Source organism: Pseudidiomarina sediminum DSM 21906, from assembly GCF_000423165.1.
GTDB lineage: Bacteria > Pseudomonadota > Gammaproteobacteria > Enterobacterales > Alteromonadaceae > Pseudidiomarina > Pseudidiomarina sediminum.
Window position 1 is genome coordinate 648,789 of record NZ_KE383983.1, and the last position, 18,973, is coordinate 667,761.

18 protein-coding genes are annotated in these 18,973 nt (G+C 50.0%); 11 read left to right on the forward strand and 7 right to left on the reverse strand.

What is annotated here, in order from left to right; genetic code table 11:
* Positions 1-73: 73 nt before the first annotated feature.
* The 10 genes from G535_RS14170 (at position 74) to G535_RS0108415 (ending at position 8,482) form a co-directional block, all read left to right on the forward strand.
* A complete protein-coding gene (locus G535_RS14170; RefSeq protein WP_126775148.1) occupies positions 74-442 on the forward strand; it encodes a hypothetical protein in 369 nt (122 codons plus the stop codon).
* A gap of 23 nt (positions 443-465) precedes the next feature.
* Positions 466-1,365, forward strand: a complete 900-nt coding sequence (locus G535_RS0108375) for a hypothetical protein (RefSeq protein WP_026861654.1) — start codon at positions 466-468, stop codon at positions 1,363-1,365.
* A gap of 66 nt (positions 1,366-1,431) precedes the next feature.
* Entirely contained in the window at positions 1,432-2,433 is a 1,002-nt protein-coding gene (locus G535_RS0108380; protein WP_026861655.1) for an AraC family transcriptional regulator, read from the forward strand.
* 115 nt (positions 2,434-2,548) lie between these two features.
* Complete coding sequence (locus G535_RS0108385; protein WP_026861656.1) at positions 2,549-3,067, forward strand: hypothetical protein; 519 nt, start codon at positions 2,549-2,551, stop codon at positions 3,065-3,067.
* A 12-nt stretch (positions 3,068-3,079) separates the two neighbouring features.
* Complete coding sequence (locus tag G535_RS0108390) at positions 3,080-3,610, forward strand: hypothetical protein (protein ID WP_026861657.1); 531 nt, start codon at positions 3,080-3,082, stop codon at positions 3,608-3,610.
* A gap of 17 nt (positions 3,611-3,627) precedes the next feature.
* Positions 3,628-6,531 carry an FtsK/SpoIIIE domain-containing protein gene (locus G535_RS0108395; RefSeq protein ID WP_026861658.1) on the forward strand — a complete coding sequence of 968 codons (2,904 nt, stop codon included), beginning with the start codon at positions 3,628-3,630 and terminating at the stop codon, positions 6,529-6,531.
* Positions 6,532-6,534: 3 nt separating this feature from the next.
* Positions 6,535-6,807 (forward strand): hypothetical protein, encoded by a 273-nt coding sequence (locus tag G535_RS0108400; protein ID WP_026861659.1) that lies wholly within the window; start codon positions 6,535-6,537, stop codon positions 6,805-6,807.
* A complete protein-coding gene (locus tag G535_RS0108405) occupies positions 6,797-7,051 on the forward strand; it encodes a hypothetical protein (protein ID WP_026861660.1) in 255 nt (84 codons plus the stop codon). Before G535_RS0108400 ends, G535_RS0108405 begins: the two co-directional genes overlap by 11 nt.
* Positions 7,041-8,048 carry a coiled-coil domain-containing protein gene (locus G535_RS0108410; protein ID WP_026861661.1) on the forward strand — a complete coding sequence of 336 codons (1,008 nt, stop codon included), beginning with the start codon at positions 7,041-7,043 and terminating at the stop codon, positions 8,046-8,048. The genes G535_RS0108405 and G535_RS0108410 overlap by 11 nt, the downstream gene beginning before the upstream one ends.
* Positions 8,049-8,056: 8 nt before the next feature.
* Positions 8,057-8,482 carry a hypothetical protein gene (locus tag G535_RS0108415; protein WP_026861662.1) on the forward strand — a complete coding sequence of 142 codons (426 nt, stop codon included), beginning with the start codon at positions 8,057-8,059 and terminating at the stop codon, positions 8,480-8,482.
* Between the two features lie 10 nt (positions 8,483-8,492).
* Here G535_RS0108415 and corA read toward each other — a convergent pair whose 3' ends face one another.
* From corA to G535_RS0108430, 3 genes are all read right to left on the reverse strand, one after another.
* Positions 8,493-9,446 (reverse strand): magnesium/cobalt transporter CorA, encoded by a 954-nt coding sequence (gene corA, locus G535_RS0108420; protein ID WP_051207074.1) that lies wholly within the window; start codon positions 9,444-9,446, stop codon positions 8,493-8,495.
* A gap of 134 nt (positions 9,447-9,580) precedes the next feature.
* Entirely contained in the window at positions 9,581-9,793 is a 213-nt protein-coding gene (cspE, locus tag G535_RS0108425; protein WP_026861664.1) for a transcription antiterminator/RNA stability regulator CspE, read from the reverse strand.
* A 256-nt stretch (positions 9,794-10,049) separates the two neighbouring features.
* Positions 10,050-10,919 (reverse strand): hypothetical protein, encoded by an 870-nt coding sequence (locus G535_RS0108430; RefSeq protein ID WP_026861665.1) that lies wholly within the window; start codon positions 10,917-10,919, stop codon positions 10,050-10,052.
* 140 nt (positions 10,920-11,059) lie between these two features.
* Here G535_RS0108430 and G535_RS0108435 point away from each other — a divergent pair, with 140 nt between their 5' ends.
* Positions 11,060-12,703 carry a diacylglycerol kinase family protein gene (locus G535_RS0108435; RefSeq protein WP_026861666.1) on the forward strand — a complete coding sequence of 548 codons (1,644 nt, stop codon included), beginning with the start codon at positions 11,060-11,062 and terminating at the stop codon, positions 12,701-12,703.
* Positions 12,704-12,785: 82 nt separating this feature from the next.
* Here the strand turns inward: G535_RS0108435 and G535_RS0108440 are convergent, their stop codons facing one another.
* The 4 genes from G535_RS0108440 to G535_RS0108455 all read right to left on the reverse strand — a co-directional run bounded on the left by G535_RS0108440 (position 12,786) and on the right by G535_RS0108455 (position 18,917).
* The gene (locus G535_RS0108440; RefSeq protein WP_051207076.1) at positions 12,786-14,018 is read right to left on the reverse strand and encodes a M14 family metallopeptidase; all 1,233 of its coding nucleotides are present in this window, start codon (positions 14,016-14,018) and stop codon (positions 12,786-12,788) included.
* Positions 14,006-17,128, reverse strand: coding sequence for a TonB-dependent receptor (locus tag G535_RS0108445; protein ID WP_026861668.1), 3,123 nt, complete (start codon positions 17,126-17,128; stop codon positions 14,006-14,008). Before G535_RS0108445 ends, G535_RS0108440 begins: the two co-directional genes overlap by 13 nt.
* A gap of 99 nt (positions 17,129-17,227) precedes the next feature.
* On the reverse strand, positions 17,228-18,352 hold the full coding sequence (locus G535_RS0108450; protein ID WP_026861669.1) for a FecR family protein: 1,125 nt from the start codon (positions 18,350-18,352) through the stop codon (positions 17,228-17,230).
* Positions 18,345-18,917: an RNA polymerase sigma factor gene (locus G535_RS0108455; RefSeq protein ID WP_051207079.1), complete on the reverse strand. Its 573-nt coding sequence runs from the start codon at positions 18,915-18,917 to the stop codon at positions 18,345-18,347. The genes G535_RS0108450 and G535_RS0108455 overlap by 8 nt, the downstream gene beginning before the upstream one ends.
* Positions 18,918-18,973 lie beyond the last annotated feature (56 nt).

Below are 18,973 nucleotides of genomic sequence, written 5' to 3' on the forward strand. Positions count from 1 at the left end.
ATGTTTTTAAAGTAAAAAAGAGATCTTTCATTTCTCTAGAATATTTATGAATTATTTTCTGGAGAGAAGGGTTATGAATTGGTATTTAAATGTATTTGTAATGGCATTTTTGTCATCGGTTATTGGCTTTTCTAGCTCTAAGGCGATTGCCTCGAGTTCGAATGTCACGATGAGTGACGTATTCGATCAAGTTTCATGTTCTTCAACAAAAACGACCGAGAGAATTGTACTCAACGGAATCAATACAGGAGTTAAAAATAGTTTAGACGTGCATGGCTGCTCGGTAAAAGATTACTTTGAATACTGTAATAAAGGAGGAGTTCTAAACATTGATTTTCATTATCGAGGAGAGAGTTCATGCGAACAAAAAATGGCTTATTGGCTTTTTCGAAAAGGGCAAATAAGCCACGTCGAGTGGCGTTGGATTCGTGAGAAGTTATAATAAATTTTTTAAAGGTTTTTACTATGAATGTCATATTTCCGAAAGCGTTTTATATTAGCTTGATAGTTGTTTTGGTTAATTCGATTAGCTTTGTTGCTCAAGGGCAAGAGATAACATTAGAGCTGCAAGGAGAGGTTATCTCTCTCAATCATAACTATCAACAGATACCTGATATAAAATCTGTGAAAATTCAATTTCACAGCAATCTTAATAATGCATCAATTATGCAAGAAGGTTGGTATTATAATGCTAACAATGCCTTTAATCTTGTGAGCTACCAGTTCTCGACGGCGGATGGCACTTCGACTGGTCTGAGTGTGCCAACTGATTTCGTTTCAAGTGAAGCTGCTAGCGGGAACGGACTGTACTTTGGAGGCTTAATAAATAGCACTCAACGACTTTCATTGGGGGTTCGTACGGATGCCACGGATGGCAGTCAAAACGGAACGCTTCTATACTTAGTGCGTGACTGGAATTATCCGATTAGCATTTATGAAACATCCGTTGGATTTCCGTCATTGGTAGAGGTAGAGAATGTATCTCCTTACCTTCGGGGACGTATTAATATTGTAGATAATGATAATTATTTTTACGCTGATATAAATGTTCATAGTTTACGTTATATTTCGGCGGATGAAGATGACGACGGTGTTTACTTTAGTGCTGATAAGTGTCCCGATTCAGATAAAAGTACTACCGTTGTACAAAACGGTGTAGATTCAGGGGTTGGAAATAAACTGGATGCAAAAGGCTGCACTATTATGGATCGTTATGCTTCGTGCGAAGCTTATCGCTCAAAAGTTGGCTATAGTTTATTCAGTTATCAAGGGCCCACGATGTGCCAGACGCGTTTAGGTTATGAGCTTTATAACGAGGGGATTATTGATTATCCCGAACTGCGACGTTTGCGAGCAATGTTCTAGTTGAAATAGCTTGTTATGACCTAACAAGCTATTTATTTAATTGATAATGATAAAGAGTAATGAACGGTGAAAAATAACTTCCAGTTGATCACCTTGGATACCGAACAGTGGGAGCCAGAGCAAAAGTGGCTTAATTGGCGGCACGAGCTTGGCACAAAATTACCCTATCAATGTGATTTGGTGCATGCTGGTGCTCCCGAGGATTTTAAGGGGATGATGCAAACGCTGGTTAATTTAGAAACTCGAGAGGCATTTACCCACCTACAATATTCTGGCAATCAATTACGCCGCACACAGGAGCATCTCAAAGACGGTTTCCGTGACTACCTACTTGCGTTCGTTCGTCATGGTCAAGGTTCGTTTCAGAGTGGCGGTGAGGTTCATTGGTTAAAATCTGACACTATCTACCTGATTGATACCGCATTGCCTTTTTCTAAAGATATGTATGGAAATTGCCAGATTGTTTTCGTTCGCATTCCTCGTCAACGATTACAGCTTTCAATACCTGAACTTAAATCTACCGCGTTACGGAGCGTTTCCTGTGCCAGTGGACCCGGTATGTTGTTACGGAATTACTTGTTGATGTTACCGCAGGCAATGTATCGTACCGCAGCTGAAGCAACACAGTTTTTATTTCGTTCCTTGAATGAGTTAGTGATTGCTTGTTTGATTGATGCAGTGTCTGATTCTTCCCCGAATCCAGCTCAGTTTGAGGACAACAATTACAATCAGAAGTTATCATTTATGCGACGTAATTGTGTTAATAGTGAATTTTCTATTGCCCATTTGGCCGAGCATTTTGGCGTGTCAAAATCGACTGTGTTTAACACATTTCAAGATCGAGGGACCACCTTCACTAGAGAGCTGCGGACACTGCGCATACAACTCGCTTGTAACAAGCTGGGACATCATCGACAATCGTTAACGGAATTGGCTTATGAATGTGGATTCAATGGGCTCAGTCAGTTTTCAAGAGTTTTCAAAGCCGAAATGGGGATGAGTCCAAGGCAGTATCATCGCTTGCAATTTGAGTTGGCTGACGAGCGCTTAGAGCCTGATTCTGAGTAACAGCCTACATCATCTATTCTGATTTTCTCATTGAAATGACATCGTAAATTCGTCATTATTCCGTCCACTAGAAAGCCCCCCTTTACGTTATAACAATCATAAATAAGGATAGTGGATGTTGCCGCTCGACCCTTCTCGCAGCTTCGCCACACGATACGTTGTTGTTTTTGCAGCACTCATTGGTATCGTGCAGTATCAGTTGTTACCCGCGCTTGTACGTTTTCCGCACTACGTCATTATTGCTCTGGCAGTGCTCGCTAGCCTCTGGCTCATTCAGTTTCACCGCAAAGTAATGCCCTCGGCCCAAGCCATGGTGATGACCATGACCATTACTGCGCTACTGCTGGCACTTTGTTTTGTCCTAATGCTGAACCAAGGTGCGGAAGAGGGCTTTAAAACGTTGTTTCGGTTAGAACATCTGGTGCCGCATGCGCTGCCTTACTTAAATGAGTGGAGCGGCGGCGACATGCAACGGAACCCATTCGGTTTTAGTGTGCTGCTGAGCTGGGGCATCTTGTTCCTTGTGCCCGTCGCACTGGGCTTGCTGTTGAACTTTGGTAGAGCCTTGGGAGTGACGATTTTATCTGCGATGTTTTGGGGCGTCGTGTTGTTTGTTGCGTTTACGTTTTTCTAAGAGGCTGGCCAGATGACTCCAATTGAACAAGTACAAGCTCTAAGTCGTGCCTTTCACGATTTACAAAGTGCGCAGCAAAATGCGCAGCTGGTAAAGCAGCAACGACAAACCTTACTCAGCGCTCAGCAGGCCAAAGGTATTTGCCAGCAATTACAAAGCGACACGCCAGCCCAAGCGCTAACCCACTATGAAGCCTCATTTGCTTCGCAAGTGGCAGCAGCTGAAGCGTTGCAACAGGTGTTGCAAGCGGCTCAGATTGAGTTCAGTCATGATGCCCAGCAACGACTGCAACAAGAACATGCCAGTTTTAGTGCCTACCAGCAGGACGTTACTGCTGCCAAGCAAGCCAGCGCTGCCCTCAACAGCAATGGGCAAGACTTGCTGCGCATCGAAGCCCACCTTGAGAAAGTAGCACCTTTAGCAAGTAAAGAGAGCGCCGCCGCGCGTCGACGAGGTATTCGCAACATGTTTTTTGGGGTGAGTTACCTGGTTGGATTTGTCACCTTGGTGACCTTCATTGAACTTCTTTTGGCCCTTTACTAAGCGAGCAGAGCACCTTTATGAGCGTATCCACCAAGTATCGTGACCAACTCAGTGAATTAAAAGAACACCAGAAACTGACCAAGCAAGCGCGCGATGAGCACGCAAAAAAGGCCGCCAGTGCCATTAAACAACTGCAGCGGTCTGCCCAACAAGCTGCGCAAGACTTGCCACCCGCTGTTGCCGCTGTGTCGCAAACCTTAGATGAACTTGAGCAACATTTTACCGAGCAAGCGCAGGCTGCAGAACAAGCCTTGCGCCAAGCACCTTCCGCGCCGGATGTCTTCAGTGTGGATTTGAACCGTATTGATTGGCAGCGTCACGATTTTCGACAAGAGTTGCTTGCCACCGCAATCACTAGTGGGCGTGAGCAGCTGTATCAGTTTAACGATGGCGAACAGCGTGAAGTACCGCGCTTATCGCAGCTGTTGAGTGTGAACCGAAGTTATGTGATTGGTAGCCATGATGACTCGCAGGCACAAGCAGCCGCGGCGTTAGGAGCGATGCATGAACGTGTCTGTCGATTAACGGCGATGATGCCTCATAGCGCCAAGTTTACCTTTATTGATAAGCAAGGCTTGGGGGCGAATTTTATTTACCAGTCCTCTTTGCCTCGCACGCGTCACGTCAGTGCGGATCTGCAAAAAACGCTGGAAGAGATTATGGCCGATATCGAGCGGATCAATCGCTCGTTCACCATGCAGGTGCAGTCACTGTTGCAGTTCGACGAAAGTATTCGTCGTGATGAAGGGTTTGAGTTCATTATGGTGGCGAACTTCCCTGAAGGGCTTGAGCGACGCAATATTGAAGCCTTGGCACGGATTGCTGAAAATGGTCCGCGTTGTGGCAAGTACGTGTTTTTACAGCTGGCACCTGGCGCGAGCTACCCAAGCGGCGTATCACTTAAGAACTTTAAAAATGCCGTGCGCATTGGCAGTGATGTGTTAGATGCAACCGCACCAGGGCGTGGCTACGTGCCGGTAACGCCGCCGGTGATGCAGGCGATCTTTGACGGTGCCAAGGCGGTTGAAAAACAAGCGTCTGATTTGAGCTTTGACCAAGGCACGCAATTTAGTAACGACTTGTCGCAATGGTGGCAAGATGATCCAACCCGCAAAGTGAGCACCCCTGTGGGCGGCTCAGGTGCGAAGAAAAATGATCTGCAAATTTGGTTTGGTGAAGGCCAAGATAGCGTCTGTGCACACGGCATGTTGGGCGCCACCACAGGTGCGGGTAAGTCGAATCTCTACCATACCTTTATTCTTGGTTTAGCCTGTCGGTATAGCCCGCAAGACCTCCAGTTTTATTTGGTGGACGGTAAACAAGGCGTCGAGTTTGATGCCTACCGCCAATTGCCGCATGCGCGCGTGGTTTCACTTTATACGTCGCCGCAGTTAGCGCGCAGCGTGTTGCAAGAGTTGGTCGATACCATGGAGCGTCGCAATACGTTGTTCACTGAGCATGGCGTGGCGTCGTTTGCCGAGTATCGCAAAGCGGGTGAGCCAGGCGGGAAAATGGCGCGCCTCATTGCTGTCGTGGATGAGTACCAAACCTTCTTTGAGGATGACCGTGACGGCGAAGGCTCTGAACTGATGCTGAAGCTGGTTTCGCAGTCGCGCAGTGCAGGTATTCATTTATTTGTCGGTTCGCAGCGCTTTAATGTGGCGGGCATGCAAAAGCAGCAGGCCATTTTCGGTAACATGCATTTGCGGGTCGGGATGAAGATGACGGCGGCAGATATTACCGCGTTGAATGAATTCCAAAGCGGCGGCAAAACCTTGCTACGCGCGTGTAAGGAAGTCGGCCAAGCGGTGATTAATGACTCCTTAGGTGATGATTCCAGCAACTTGTCTGGGCGTATCTTCCGTATGCAGGACGAGACGCGCAAAACCTTGCTGGCGCAGTTGCAGCAAAAATGGCAGCAAACTTATCCTGAGACAACACTGGAAGCACCGGTTATTTTGAATGGCTCTGAGCAGCCGAAGCTGTTGGAGAACCCGCAATTATTGCATGCGCTGAAGAGTCATAACCAGCGGCCTGATGCGGCGGCTTGGCAAGCCTTTGCGCAGTTGCCTGAGCACTTAGGTGGATTAGGTGCGACGGAGTGGTATCCGGTGGAGCGTCCACGGGCTTTTTGGTTGGGTAAAAAGCCGACCATTTACGGTCAACAAGCTCTTATTATGCGTTGCCGTACCGCCGAAAATGTCCTCTTTATTGGTGATAATGCCGAGGCTCGCGTGGGGATGCTCGCGCTGATGACGGCCCAACTGGCCGTCGCCCATGCTGCTGCACAGGTTCAAGTGTTCCACTTTGATGGTGCCATTGAAGGCTCACCTTGGCATGGTGTGGTACACGCTGCTGCGCAAGGCGTTGGTTTGCCGTTGCACGAGCTAAGTGACGAGCAGCTCGCGTCGACCCTGACGGAGCTGGTGACCGAGCTTGAGCGTCGCCGTGGTTTGAGCGCCGCGGAACGCGCGGAGCAGCCACTTATCTATGTGGTGCTCAACGACATTCAGCGTTGCGAAGCCTTGCAGATGCAAGAAGGACGCTTTGGCGACCAGCAGCCAAGCGCGGCCGGACAACAGTTACAACTCTTGTTGCAAAAAGGCGCTGAACTGGGGCTTCACCTGCTGGTGGCGGCAGATACCTTACGTGGTTTGTTGGGCGTGTTGGAGAAGTCGGCGCTGAATCATTTCCGCCATAAAGTTGCCTTGCAGATGACCGATGACGATTCTTTTAAGTTACTGAATGGACGTCAGGCGGCAAAACTCCAAGCCGCTGGGCCGAAGCCAATTTACGCGCTGTACGTGGAAGAGATGCAGAACCGTCAGGAGCAGTTTAAACCTTATGCGTTCCATGATTTAGCAGACCTACAGGCGACCTGCGCAAGCTTGCGTGATGCACTAACACGATGGGAGCGTTAACAGGTGGCACTGGATCAGGTTGAAGACGGTTTAAAGCATTATCTCAGTGAGCTTGAAGCGATGCAGGACACCTTGCAGAACGTGCATCAGGGCTTGCGTGATACCGTAGCGGAAGCCGAAGCGCTGCTAGGTGGCGCAGCGCTGACGCCGTTGCAGAAGTCCTTAGACGAGTTGCATGAGCTGCATGGCACCCTCGACCAGCAATTATTGGTCGATATGCGTGATGCCAGCGCTTATCGTTTGACCACGCTGCGGAGGTTTTTACATGAAACCTGAGCAGAGCGCCGCCTTGGCGCACGTGGAGCCAACCTTAAAGCGGCAGTTGCAGCGCTTCAGTACGCAACTCGAAGCGCTTGGCCAGCGTTGGAATATGTTAAGTGAGCATTATCAGGGGCGCGGTGCCGAAGAAATGGATGAAATGCACCGACAAATTATGGCCCGTCTTGAGGCCTACGAAGAAAACTATCAAGCGCTCTTAAAGCAGTGGCTGAATGAGGTTGAGCGTTCCGATGTATCCTAGTGAATTGATTCGCCAATTTACCCGTTTGAAAGACGCCAGTGTGCAGCAGAGTGCGGTGTTGCAAGAACTCCTTAGCCAAGTGCATGCGGCGCATGGCGCGAGTGAGCGCCAACTTTATGCGCTGCAGGTACAAGTGAATAGCTGGTTAGAACAGACGCAGGTACTGGCCTCGCAGCTTGATGAAAGCCTTGCTCAACATCACCGCGTGGAGCAGCACTACGAGCAGGCCTGTCAGCAGCAATTGCAACTGCAAGAACATCACCGAACGCAACGTGATGGCGTTCGTGCCGCGCAAGAGCATTGGCAACATAATACTGCCCAGTACCGAGCTGAGCTGCGTATGAAGCAAGATGATTTGCGTATCGCCGAAAGTCACCTTGCTACAGCACAACGGGCGTTGACGGCAGAGGAAATGAGTCTTAGCAATGCGGAGTCGCGCTTGCGCGCTTGTCATGCCCGACCGCCGCAAACCTATCGCAACGCAGATGGTAGCTACAGCACTGTTTATCCTGATTGCAGTAATCATAGTGCAGAAGTGGCAGCCTTGAGTATGCGGGTCGCGAGTGCGCGTGCAACGGTAGTGGAGCGCCAAAATAAGGTGGATTATTTAGCGCGGCAAGTGGAGCGCTTACAGCAGCAGCTGGCGATTTGTCAGCACAATTTGGACTGCTGTGCACAGGCGCTGCAGCAACTGCAGCACGCCGCTGGTGTATTGCAGCAAGGCGAGGCGCAGTTACAGCAACACGCTGAGCAACTGACTGCAGTTCAGATGCATCTCCAACAGTTAACGACAGTGGTGGGGCAGCTCCGCGAGGATGTGGCGGCAATGGAGCAGGCGAAGCAATGGGGTGAAAACCTCTTTGCTGAGCAACAGGCTTTACTCAGCGCGTTGCAGCGTAGTTTAGGTGAAACTGATGGGCAACTGTTGCAGGTACACCGCCAGTTGGACGAAAAGGCTGAGTTGTTGCAGGCCTTTGATCGTCGTTTGTTTGGTTAGGGCAGGTTATGATTGCTGATTTACAACAAGCAGTGACAGATATGATTGAGCAATTGCAACGCTCCACGCAAGTCGCAACGCAATTGCAGGATGATACCGCGGTGCTGCAGGCGCAATGGCGTGATAGCGCCGCGACACGCTTTTTCCAAGGCCAAGCACTGCAAACCTTGGATGAATTAACCGCTTTGCATGACACCGTGGCGCGTTATCGCGAGCCAAGCCAAACACTCGCCGAGCAAGCGTTGCACATCGCCGAGCTGGCGCAGGCGCAGGAGCAGCGGGTCGAAACTTTTAGCGCAACCCGTGAACAGATTGCCGACACGATTGCCCAGTTGGCAAGGGACAGACAACGCCTTGAGCAATTGCAAGAACAGTTCCATGACAGTTGCCGCGCCGCCCACAGCTGCCTCGAACAGTTGCGTGACCTAGGCTAGTCGTGAACGCTTAAAGCCATTTGCGCCATTTAAAGAAGGAGTAGGTGCCCCAAGCGCTTAGTACCATGAGTACCAATGCCATGGGGTAGCCAAAGGCCCATTCGAGTTCTGGAATGATCTTAAAGTTCATGCCGTAAATGCTGGCGATGACCGTTGGCGGTAAGAAAATCACCGCAGCAACAGAGAAAATCTTGATGATTTTGTTTTGCTGCAAGCCAGAGAAGCCAATCGCGGCGTCCATTAAGAAGTTGATTTTATCGAAGATGAATTGGCTGTGCGGCATCAGTGAGTCGATGTCTCGCAGCATTTCGTTTAACCGTTGTTGGTCGTTCATATCCAGTTGCTGCTGGGCTTGGCGTTGGATAAAACGTAGTGAACGTTGGCTGTCGAGCAAGCTCAAGCGTATTTTGCCAGTGGCATCTTCAAGACGGGTGATGTCACGAAAAACATCATCTAATTCATCCGCTTCGTAGATGGATGCGCCGAGCGTTTCCAATTCAGTGTAAATATCTTCGATAAGGTCTGAAAGAAACTCGACTTTGAGATAAAACAATTCAAGCATTAAGCCTTGCGGGCTCATGTGTTTCATTTTGCGTTGACGTAAGTAATGCTTTACCAGGCGCAAGATACTAAGACTATCCTCACGGGTAGTAATGAGGTAATTATCACGCAAGTTGAGCGAAATATTAATGTTTTTAATGGTTTTAGTGCTGATAAAACGTTGCGGGAACAGCGAACTGATATGTAAACCGTCGGCATTTCTGTATTGGCGCGATGAAATTTCAATTTCGTTGATGGTGATCTCGCTCGGCAGGTCTGCATTACTGATGCTTTCGAGCCACTGTTTTTCTTCTGCGGTGGCTGACTTGACGTCGATCCATAAAACATTCTCTGGCAATGTTTGCCCTGGCTGGAATGTCGACCGTTCGATAGTGTTCTGGTGAATAGTATAAATAGAGATCATCATCTGCTCCGCATGCGCATTAAATGAAAGTGGTCTCATCATACAATAGTTGACGCACGAAATACGGGGGCCTAGCCATTAAAAAAGCCCGCATAACAATGCGGGCTTTGAAGTTCGTGCGTTAACGTCGTGGCTTAGATAGCGACGATGTTCTCTGCTTGTGGGCCTTTAGGGCCTTGAGTAACAGAGAAAGAGACGCGTTGACCTTCGGCAAGGGTTTTAAAGCCTTCGCTGGCAATAGCACTAAAGTGTGCAAAAACATCAGCGCCGCCATTTGGCTGCTCGATGAAACCAAAACCTTTTGCTTCGTTAAACCATTTAACAACGCCGTTTACTGTATTAGACATAATAATATCCTGAAATTTATATAAAAAGTTGCTGTTGAAGTGTTCAGCAGCGGATCATGCGGGTAAAAAGGGAACTTAAAACTACAGGACGAAGATTAACTGCAAGTAATGTGACGAAGAGGAGGTTTAACTAACTAATTCTTATCCAACGCCGCTCACTCTACGCTCATTCTAGTGAGAGTCAATCTTTATTTTTTAGAAAAGTCTAAAATAAAAGGCCCAATGGGTTTTTGGGCCTTGAAAAGAATTTGAGCGACTAGCGCATCAAGGCTAAACGCAACATGCGTACTTCAGTGTAGTCGATTAGACCTTCACGGTAAGCAGCATAAGCGACTTGCTGTTCGCAATAGCTTGGACCACGGTAGCTACCGAACATCATACCGCCTTCGCCTTGCTCTGCGTGACACGCTGCGTACTGATCCATAATAGAACAACCGTTGCTGGCCATACCGTTCGCAACGCCTGTTTCGATACCGTTGATGCTAACGGTGCCGCCAACGATTGACGCTTCACACTCGTCACCTAAACGAACACCGTCGAAGTCTTCGTCAATGCGCGTTACAGTAACAGTGTCGGTTACACCTTCAGCGTAGATGTGTTGGTGGTGATAGTTAAGAACCATATCAGCGACAATGGCACCGTCGGTAAAGGTGAAAATGCCGTTCCGTTCTTCAAAAAGAGATGTTTGGTCCGCGCTGTAGTCAATGGTAACACTACCAAAAGGGTCCTGTTCAGTTTGCTCAGGCATAAACCAGGTTACCTGGTGATTAGGAGCCGTGACGAAGGTTGAGGTAGATTGTTCACGGAGCTCTGGAGCGATGATATTGGTGCTTAAACTAACACCACCGCCATAAACGACCGTACTAAAATTGGCGTAAATAGATTCAATAGTGTTCTGGTATGCAATCGGTGCATTAGCAAAGACACCAACAATACGTTGTGGGTAATAGTCGATTTTAACTTCAAAGCGTGCTGGGTCAGGTCTAACGTTGCTCGTAACACTGAGGAGGCTAAGGTCGCCCTCTAACACGATAGTGTCATAATCAACGGCTTGTGCCTGAGCGGGGGTAAAACTAGAGACACCGACCAAGGTCATTGCGGTCAAAATGGTTTTAAAGCTATGCATTGCTTTTCCTCGATTGTGAAATAAGTCTGCATTTTAGTTTTGGGTTGGTATTTTGTTAATATTCCGTTTGGTTGTCTTTGTTGTTGTTTTTAATCTGTTTTATTTGATTTTGTATAACTAATGTAAATAAGGACGTTGCTATGCATGCACGCCACATTCCGCTGTACTACCTTGTTGGGGCTTTACTGACCTTGTTTGCAGCTATTTTGGCACCGTCTTGGTGGGTGAAGGCACCGCTGTTGTGGACTTTTGCAGCCTTAACTATGGTCTCCGCAGCGTACTGGTTAGATATGGCCGGCTTATTTCGAAAGCGTCAGGGCGGCTCGATACCATGGTACATTCGTTGGCTACTGGTGCCTTTTTTACTGGGCGTGAGTTTTTACAACTGGTTGGCACGGCAACGTGACAATCTACCCGCGTGGCATCAAGTCGCCGACGGGCTGTATGTCGGAAGACGCCTTTTTGCCAGTGATATCGAAGCCTTGCGCGAACAAGGCATTAGCGCGATTTTAGATGTGACCGCCGAGTTTGATGCCTTAGACTGGTCGTCTACAGATGCCGACATCGCTTATCTCAACATTCCTGTGCTGGATCACAAGGCTCCCTCTGATCGGCAAATTCATGAAGCCATGCAATGGCTACAGCATCAGCGTCGTGATGGGCGTAAGGTGCTGGTGCACTGTGCTTTGGGGCGTGGACGTTCGGTGTTTATGGTGGCCGCTTACCTATTGTTACGCACCCCAAAACGCTCGGTAGACGAGGTGATGGCACTGATCCAAAACGCGCGCAATGTGGCACGCTTGAATAGCTTGCAACGTCGACAACTTGAACAGTTCGCCCAACAGCATCCAATGCTGTTGGCGAAAACCATCTGGCTGATTGCTAACCCAGTGGCCGGTGGCGGCAAATGGCGTGACGAAGAACCCGCGATACGAGATTACCTTGCGCCTTATTTTGAACTATGTGTACACGAAACTAGCCCAGAGGTGAGCGCCACAACACTCGCCCAGAAAGCCTTAGATGAGGGCGCCGAACTGGTGGTCGCCATTGGTGGTGACGGCACCTTGGCTGAGGTGGCCGGAGTTTTACGTGGAACCGAGGCCACTATGGCCTTGATCCCTTTAGGCACCGCCAATGCAATCAGCCAAACGTTGTGGGGCATGAGTGCGAAGGTGAACCCTATTCAACTTGCCTGCGAGACCATTATTGAAGGGGTGCAACACGAGGTAGATGTTGGCGTGGTGAATGGTACTGCGATGCTGCAATGTATGGCCGTTGGCTTTCAACAACAGATGATTGAGCGAGCTGACCGTGCAGCGAAAAATAGGCTCGGTCAATTGGCCTACTTACGCGGTCTTTGGCAGGCCTGTAGTGACAATGAGCGACTGGAACTCGAGGTTGCTATCGATGATGGTTCTTTTGAGCAGTGGCAAACGAATAGCTTGATTGTCGCGAATGCAGCACCGCTGACCACCCTGCTGGCGCAAGGCCGAGGCAATCCAATGATGGACGATGGCAAGCTCGATATGACATGGATAAAACCGCAGGCTTCTGGCGAGCAACATGTGTTTAGCTTGATTGAGCTGATGTACTCAGGCCTAACTGAAGAAAGCTTGGATCTGAATGTTGGCCATCAACACGTACAGTCGGTTCGGTTGCGACGCACCGACAACACGACCTTCGGCTATGTGGTTGATGGCGAAACGTACCGCGCTGACGAAGTCAAGGTCAGCATCGACGCTGGCGCGCTAAAGCTGTTGATTCCTGCTCGGGTCGAATACTAGCGCGTCAACGACAATGTCAGTGAAAAAATAAAGCCCGCATCAGCGGGCTTTATTGAGGTTTTTAAAGGGCAGTGCCCGCAGATTACTGCGGGGCACTGTTTTTGGCGTCAAGAAGGGTTTGCGCTAAGGTGCGCGCAGCTTCTACCGCGGTGGTTTGAATTTCACGGCGGTCCGTGGTGTCACCTACTTCGTAGGTCACGCTGTGACGTGCATAGGTGTCGGCCATGTACTGCTTGAACACACCACTTTCAGGGTTATGCCCTGGCTTCTCTTTTACTTCCCACGCAATAGCTTCGCTAAGTTCAGCTAACCAGTTTTTTACCAGTTGTGGATGCTCTAAGCCGCGGCCATCGGCAAGCTGATAGTCTGCCGGCATAGTGTAGTAAATGTTGTAGTGAGTGGAGTGAAAATCGAGGGCGAAAAACACTTCTTCTCCCGCAGCTTCTTTCTCCTGCATGAACGCATGCAAGTGCTGTGATTCGGGTTCGGCAAGGTTACGCCAGTCACGGTTCAAGTCGACGCCTGTGCTGGTATGACGCCAGTTGCCGCGGGCCACGCCATCAGGGTTCATTAACGGCACCATCAAAATGTTGAACTGTTCACGCAAGGCGACCAGCTCGTCACTTTTGCCGAGCATGACGGTAGTACCGAAATGAATAAAGGCAAATGCCCCTGTCACTTCAGGTGGATGCTGACGACCAATCATCACAAACCAAGGTTTACCTTCGCCAGCGTAATGCTGATAAGCACGCAACGGACGCTGTTCGGTACTCAACCCTAGAGTAAATACCTCTTGGTTATCGTTTTGCGGCAACGAGGTAAGCCAATTGCGATAAACCTCTTCATCAATGATCTCTTGCCCAGCAATGTAGAGCGGGCGCTCAGGCTTGAGGTTTACAGAGAAGCTCATGCGGTTATCGTTGGTCGCAAATTTCACCGGCGCCCAACGGTGTTTGTCAAAGCTGATTTTCGGCTGATAACGGGCCGGACCATTGTGACTAACTAAGGTAAACCAAACTTCTTGGTTAGGCTTAAGATCGGCAGTTGGCTCAACGCGAAACGCATACCACGGACTTGGGTTAATGGGTTCGTTTTCTGGTTTTAGGTGAATGCGATAGGCATGTTCGCCGGTTTTTTCGCAGCCATCTAAGCGACCCATATCAAAGTCGGTGGTAATGCTTAGTTGCTCGAAGCGACAGCTTTCATCCGTGGCACTGTTCGCTGCGCTGGCCTGTTGTGGTAAGGCCACCCCAGCAAAAGCTAGGGCGGCGGCACACAACAACAGACGTTTAGGTGTTGTGGTTAGAATGTCCATGACCAAGTTCCATAAATGTAGCGACCACGGTTTGAGTGGACGCTAGAGAAATATCCAAAGCTCTCATCGGCAATCGGTGGCTCTTTATCACCAATGTTACGAACACCAAAGCGGAGGCGGGTACCATCAAGCGCACCATCACGGAAGCGATAATCGGCATAAAGATCGACCGTACTCCAGCTTGGGATCACCATGTTAACACCTTCTGAGGTACCAACACTCGTCTCAAGGAAGTCACTTACATAATTATAACGTACGCCAGCGCCCCAATTGTCGTAGTCCCAATCGATGCCGGCAAAGCCACGCCACTCTGGGTTACCACTCATACGGAGTAAATCACCGGCGCCATACACGGGTAAGTCGATAGGTACTGCTGGGTTCCCTTCGGCTTGCGCAGCGAGGACCAAAGCACTGATCGGGTCAGGCTCTTGCACGAACTCTTTTAAATGCGCGGCATTCAGGGTGAAGCTAAAGCGCCCAAAGTCGTCGGTGTCGTAGCGGTAGTTAATACTGGTATCGATACCTTTGATGGTGCGGATATCGAGGTTGTTGTATTGGTTCTCAACGTAAATCACTTCAAGATCATCGTCACGAATCACTGCATCGTTTTGCGAACCTTGTGAACGTAACAGTGAATCATAAAGAAGGTGGGTTTGGCTGTTGAGAATGCCCACCACGCCATCTTGCTCGATGTCCCACCAGTCGACGGTGATCAGTAAGCCATCGATAGGTGCGAGGGCAAAACCGTAGCTTAAGGTTTCTGAATCTTCCGGCTGCAAGTTCACGTTACCGCCCCGACGTTCTTCAATACCGTAACTTTGATCGAGGATAGGGTCGGTACGGGTATTGGAACGACTAATACCCTGTTCAACCACTTGCGGTAAGTTCGGGGCGCGGAAACCTTCTGCGTAGGCGGCACGTAACTGCACCCAATCGGTCGGTGCCCAGCTGAGTGCCAGTTTCGGCTTGGTCACGTTGCCGACATCATTGAAGCGCTCGTGACGCACGGCGACTTGCATGTCGACGGTGTCATGCAGTGGCACCAATAACTCGGCATAGGCCGAAAGTACATTGCGGCTGCCACTGGCGTCGGGGGTTGAGCTGCTGCCAAGCACATCCGAGTCGGATAATAAACGGCCTGTCACTTGGTCATAAAACGGTTGTGAACCGTCTAACAGGGCATCGCGGTCATCGGCATAGCCCTCGTAGCGATACTCGACACCTGCGGCCAAACCGATATCACCGGCATACCAAGTGGTGATGGCAGGGTTGGAGATTTTGAAATCCCACAGTGCGAGCTCGCTTTTGCTCTCGCGCGTCACATCAGTGCGGATACCGGCCAAAATGGCCTCAGGGTTGCGCGCGCCTGGACCGTAGTTGACGTGCTCAGGATTACCGCCAATAAATGGGTTGTATGCTTGGCTTGGATCACTGTTATTAATGGCTGCTTGTAAGGCGCTGGTACGAATGCGGTTGTAGGCAGTATCGAGGGTATCGGCGCGTGAATACAAGACCGCGCTTTCCCAGTCCCACATGTCGAGATAACCACGCAGACCAGCGAGCAAGCGATAGCTGGTGTCTTCGACTTCAATGCGACGTCCACCAAAATCGACCGGACGCAAGTTGCGTAACTTGATGTCTTCCCCAAATGGGTTGTAAGCAGCATCCGCACTAATGGTAAAACGCTGTGCTGAGAGGTTATGGTTCTGCTCGCGACGACGTTTCGACGTGGCCTCGTAATAAAGGGCTTCAGCAAAGAACTCTAGATCATCACTAAAGCTATGGGTGAAGTGTGAGTACAGGTTCACGCGGTCGACAGCAGAGGTCATGCTCTCATCGACGACGGCTCTATCGTAGCGCATGTCGCGCGGTAGTGAGCCGCTATCGGCACACACGCCGTCGCCAAAATCGTGGACTTCACAGGCTCCCATACTATCAGGACGCAAATGAATACGACCATAGCTGCTGGTATCAAAAATCCCCCAAGGGCTGGTTAAGCTACGATTATCAAGCTGAGTATCACCTTGAAATTCAGCGGGAACGTCAGGGTGGAAACGGCGATCTTCACTTGCGGAATAATCGCGTTCACTGGCCGGCAGTTCATCACGCGTATAGTAGGCCAGCGAGAGCGTTAGATGCGACTTGTCGTCATTGAAACTTACCCCGGTTGAACCGCTTGCGGTGAGTTGGTCGAACGAGGTGCCATCGGATGCGCCATAGTTGACCCGAAAGTTAGTGCTCTCAATGTCATCTTTGAGCACGTAGTTGATCACGCCCGCTACAGCGTCGGTACCATAGATGGCGGCAGCCCCGTCACGAAGAACTTCGAGTCGGCGTAACCCAGCAACCGGTAAAGTATTTGAGTTTACGGTAGTGACCGGCACGAAGTTCTCCGTTTGGGTGCCAGGGTGAAGTACTAAACGACGGCCATTGAGGAGCGTCAAGGTGTTGCCCGTGCCAATGCCGCGTAAGTTAATCGAGGCCACGTCGCCACGAGCATCATTCACACCACCAATGACACGTTCGTTGTTAAAGCTGATGTCACCCACTTGTGGAATGGAGCGCAGTAGCTCGTCGCCAGTTGCGGCGCCAGTATTTTCAATTGCTTCGGAATCTAAAATCGTGACCGGTAGATTACCCGCCGCGCGTGCGCCACGAATGTTGGAGCCGACCACTTGAATGCGCTCGACGTTGCTACCTTTTTCACCTTCAGCATTGCCGAGTTGGGCGCGAAAATTGTCTTGCATACGCGAGCTGCTGGCGCTGGTGATCACAAACGTACGTTGGTCTTGCTGCTCGAAACTTAAGCCCGTTCCGTCAAGCAATTGGGTAAGCGCTTGCGCAACACTGAAGTTGCCTTGTAGGGCGTCGGAGGACTTATTACGTGCTAAGTCAGGGGCGAAAATGATTTGGCTGTTGGTTTGCTCTGCTAACTGCAAAAGGGCCGAGCTGGTGGCCTGAGCTGGCAGGTTAATTTCAAACGTCGCTGCTGTTGCCTCGGCAGCCTGTGGTGCGGCATAGGCATGGCTAGGTGTTACCGCTACGGTGCTGGTACCGATAGCTAGCAGCGTGCAACAGGCGACATAACTGAGTCTGGGATGCTTCATCATGGATTCCTGTGGTTCTGATTATTGTTGTTTTTTAAATGCTGTCACTTATGTGAGCCAAGACTGTTTACGCAGAACGTTCATAAAACCTCCAAGAATTTTTCACTTGGCTGCAATATAAATCTGCCCTGCGTCTTGCGAGATGGTAATGGGAAGGGTTGCGGCGAGGGCGTCGAGAATGCCATCACCGTTTTGCAAATGGAACACACCACTAATACGCAGCTGTCGGACGGTGTCGTTGGTCACGGCAATTTTCTTCACGCGATAGCGATTCAGTTCGCGGATCACCGTCCCAAGCTCATCATCATCAAAGCGCACCACACCGCGCCGCCACGCATTGTTTACTTCAGCTTCGGCGTGCTGATGTTGTTGAATGACCTTGCTGCGGTCATTGAACGAGCCAATATCGCCAGCGAGAAGCAGTTGCTCCTCTTCCTGTGAGGGTTCAGTCATTTCAGTGGTAGATGCGACACGTCGCTTCACCGCAACACGACCTTCTACAACAGAAACTTTCAGGGTGCTTTCGTCATTCCGATGGCGCACATTAAACGCGGTGCCAAGTACGGTGATTTGTTGCTCGTCGGTGGCAACCACAAAAGGACGGTTGCTATCTTTAGCGACATCAAAGTAGGCTTCGCCGTGCACTAGCTCGACCTGCCGCTCGTGGGCATACATGGTAACTTTGATGGCACTGGCAGTGTTTAAGCTAACGACGGTACCATCATCAAGCTGAATATGGCTGACTTCACCGACCGTGGTGGAAAAATAGCGGGGCTCTTCAAGTGCAATCATTGCCGCTTGAGAGGTCATGCGGAAACCATCCTCGAGCTCAGGTAGCTGGACGCTTGAGCTTATTTGCTGCAGCGTTGCTGCTGCTTTTTGCTCGGCTTCGGCGAGAGTGAGTGCTGCATCATCTTGCCAAAACTGTTCGCTCAGCATGAGGATAAGGCTCAAACACGCCAGGCTGGCAGCCAAGGCAATTGCGGACCAGACGCCAGACTTGGCGCGTTGCTCGACAGCTTGCTGATGCGCAAGCGCTTCATCGTTGCCGTAAAGGTCGGCGCTGAGATCCCATACGGCAAACGCTTCTTGCAAGGCAATTTCATGCGCTGGGTGGGCACGCCAGCGTTGCAGCTCACGCTCTTCTTGTGCGGTCATTTCGCCGGAATACAAGCGGGTGACCCAGTAAGTTGCTGCGGCATGATGCGAAGCTGTTGGCTTAGTCATGTTGCTCCTCCTTGGCAATCGCCTTTCGTGCGGCCAACAGCGTTGCGGCAATATGTTTCTCGATGGTGCTCACCGAAAGCCCTAATTGATCACTTATCTCGCGATAGCTCAAGCCCTCAACGCGGTGGAGTAAAAACGCTTTGCGCTGTTCCGGGCGCAACTTTTGTAACGCATAATCAATACGTTGCAGTTTGCGCTTGTTGGCAAGCTGGCGCTCTGGGGCATACACTTCACAGTGCAGCGGCAGGTCGTCGTCGGCACTCGAAACGTGTTGCGACTGTTTGCGCACCTGTGCCCGGCGGGCGCGGTCAATTAAGAGATTGCTGGCAATTTGCAAAAGGTAATTCCGTGTGGTGTCTAAACGTCCTGCTAATTTTGCCGGTAAATCATCAATTTGACTGAGGCGCACATACACCTCTTGCAGGACGTCTTCACAATCGTGTTCCGAGTTCAACCGAATACGAATAAAGCGACGCAGTGCAAAGCTATGCTCGGCAAGCAACTTCTCAATGAATTTGTGACTCGCCACCCGGCGCGTCTGTGGCAAAACAGAACGTTGATTCATGCCCCTACTATACGCAGGTCAGCAGAAAAACCTCCAGAGTGTTTTAAAAGAAAGAC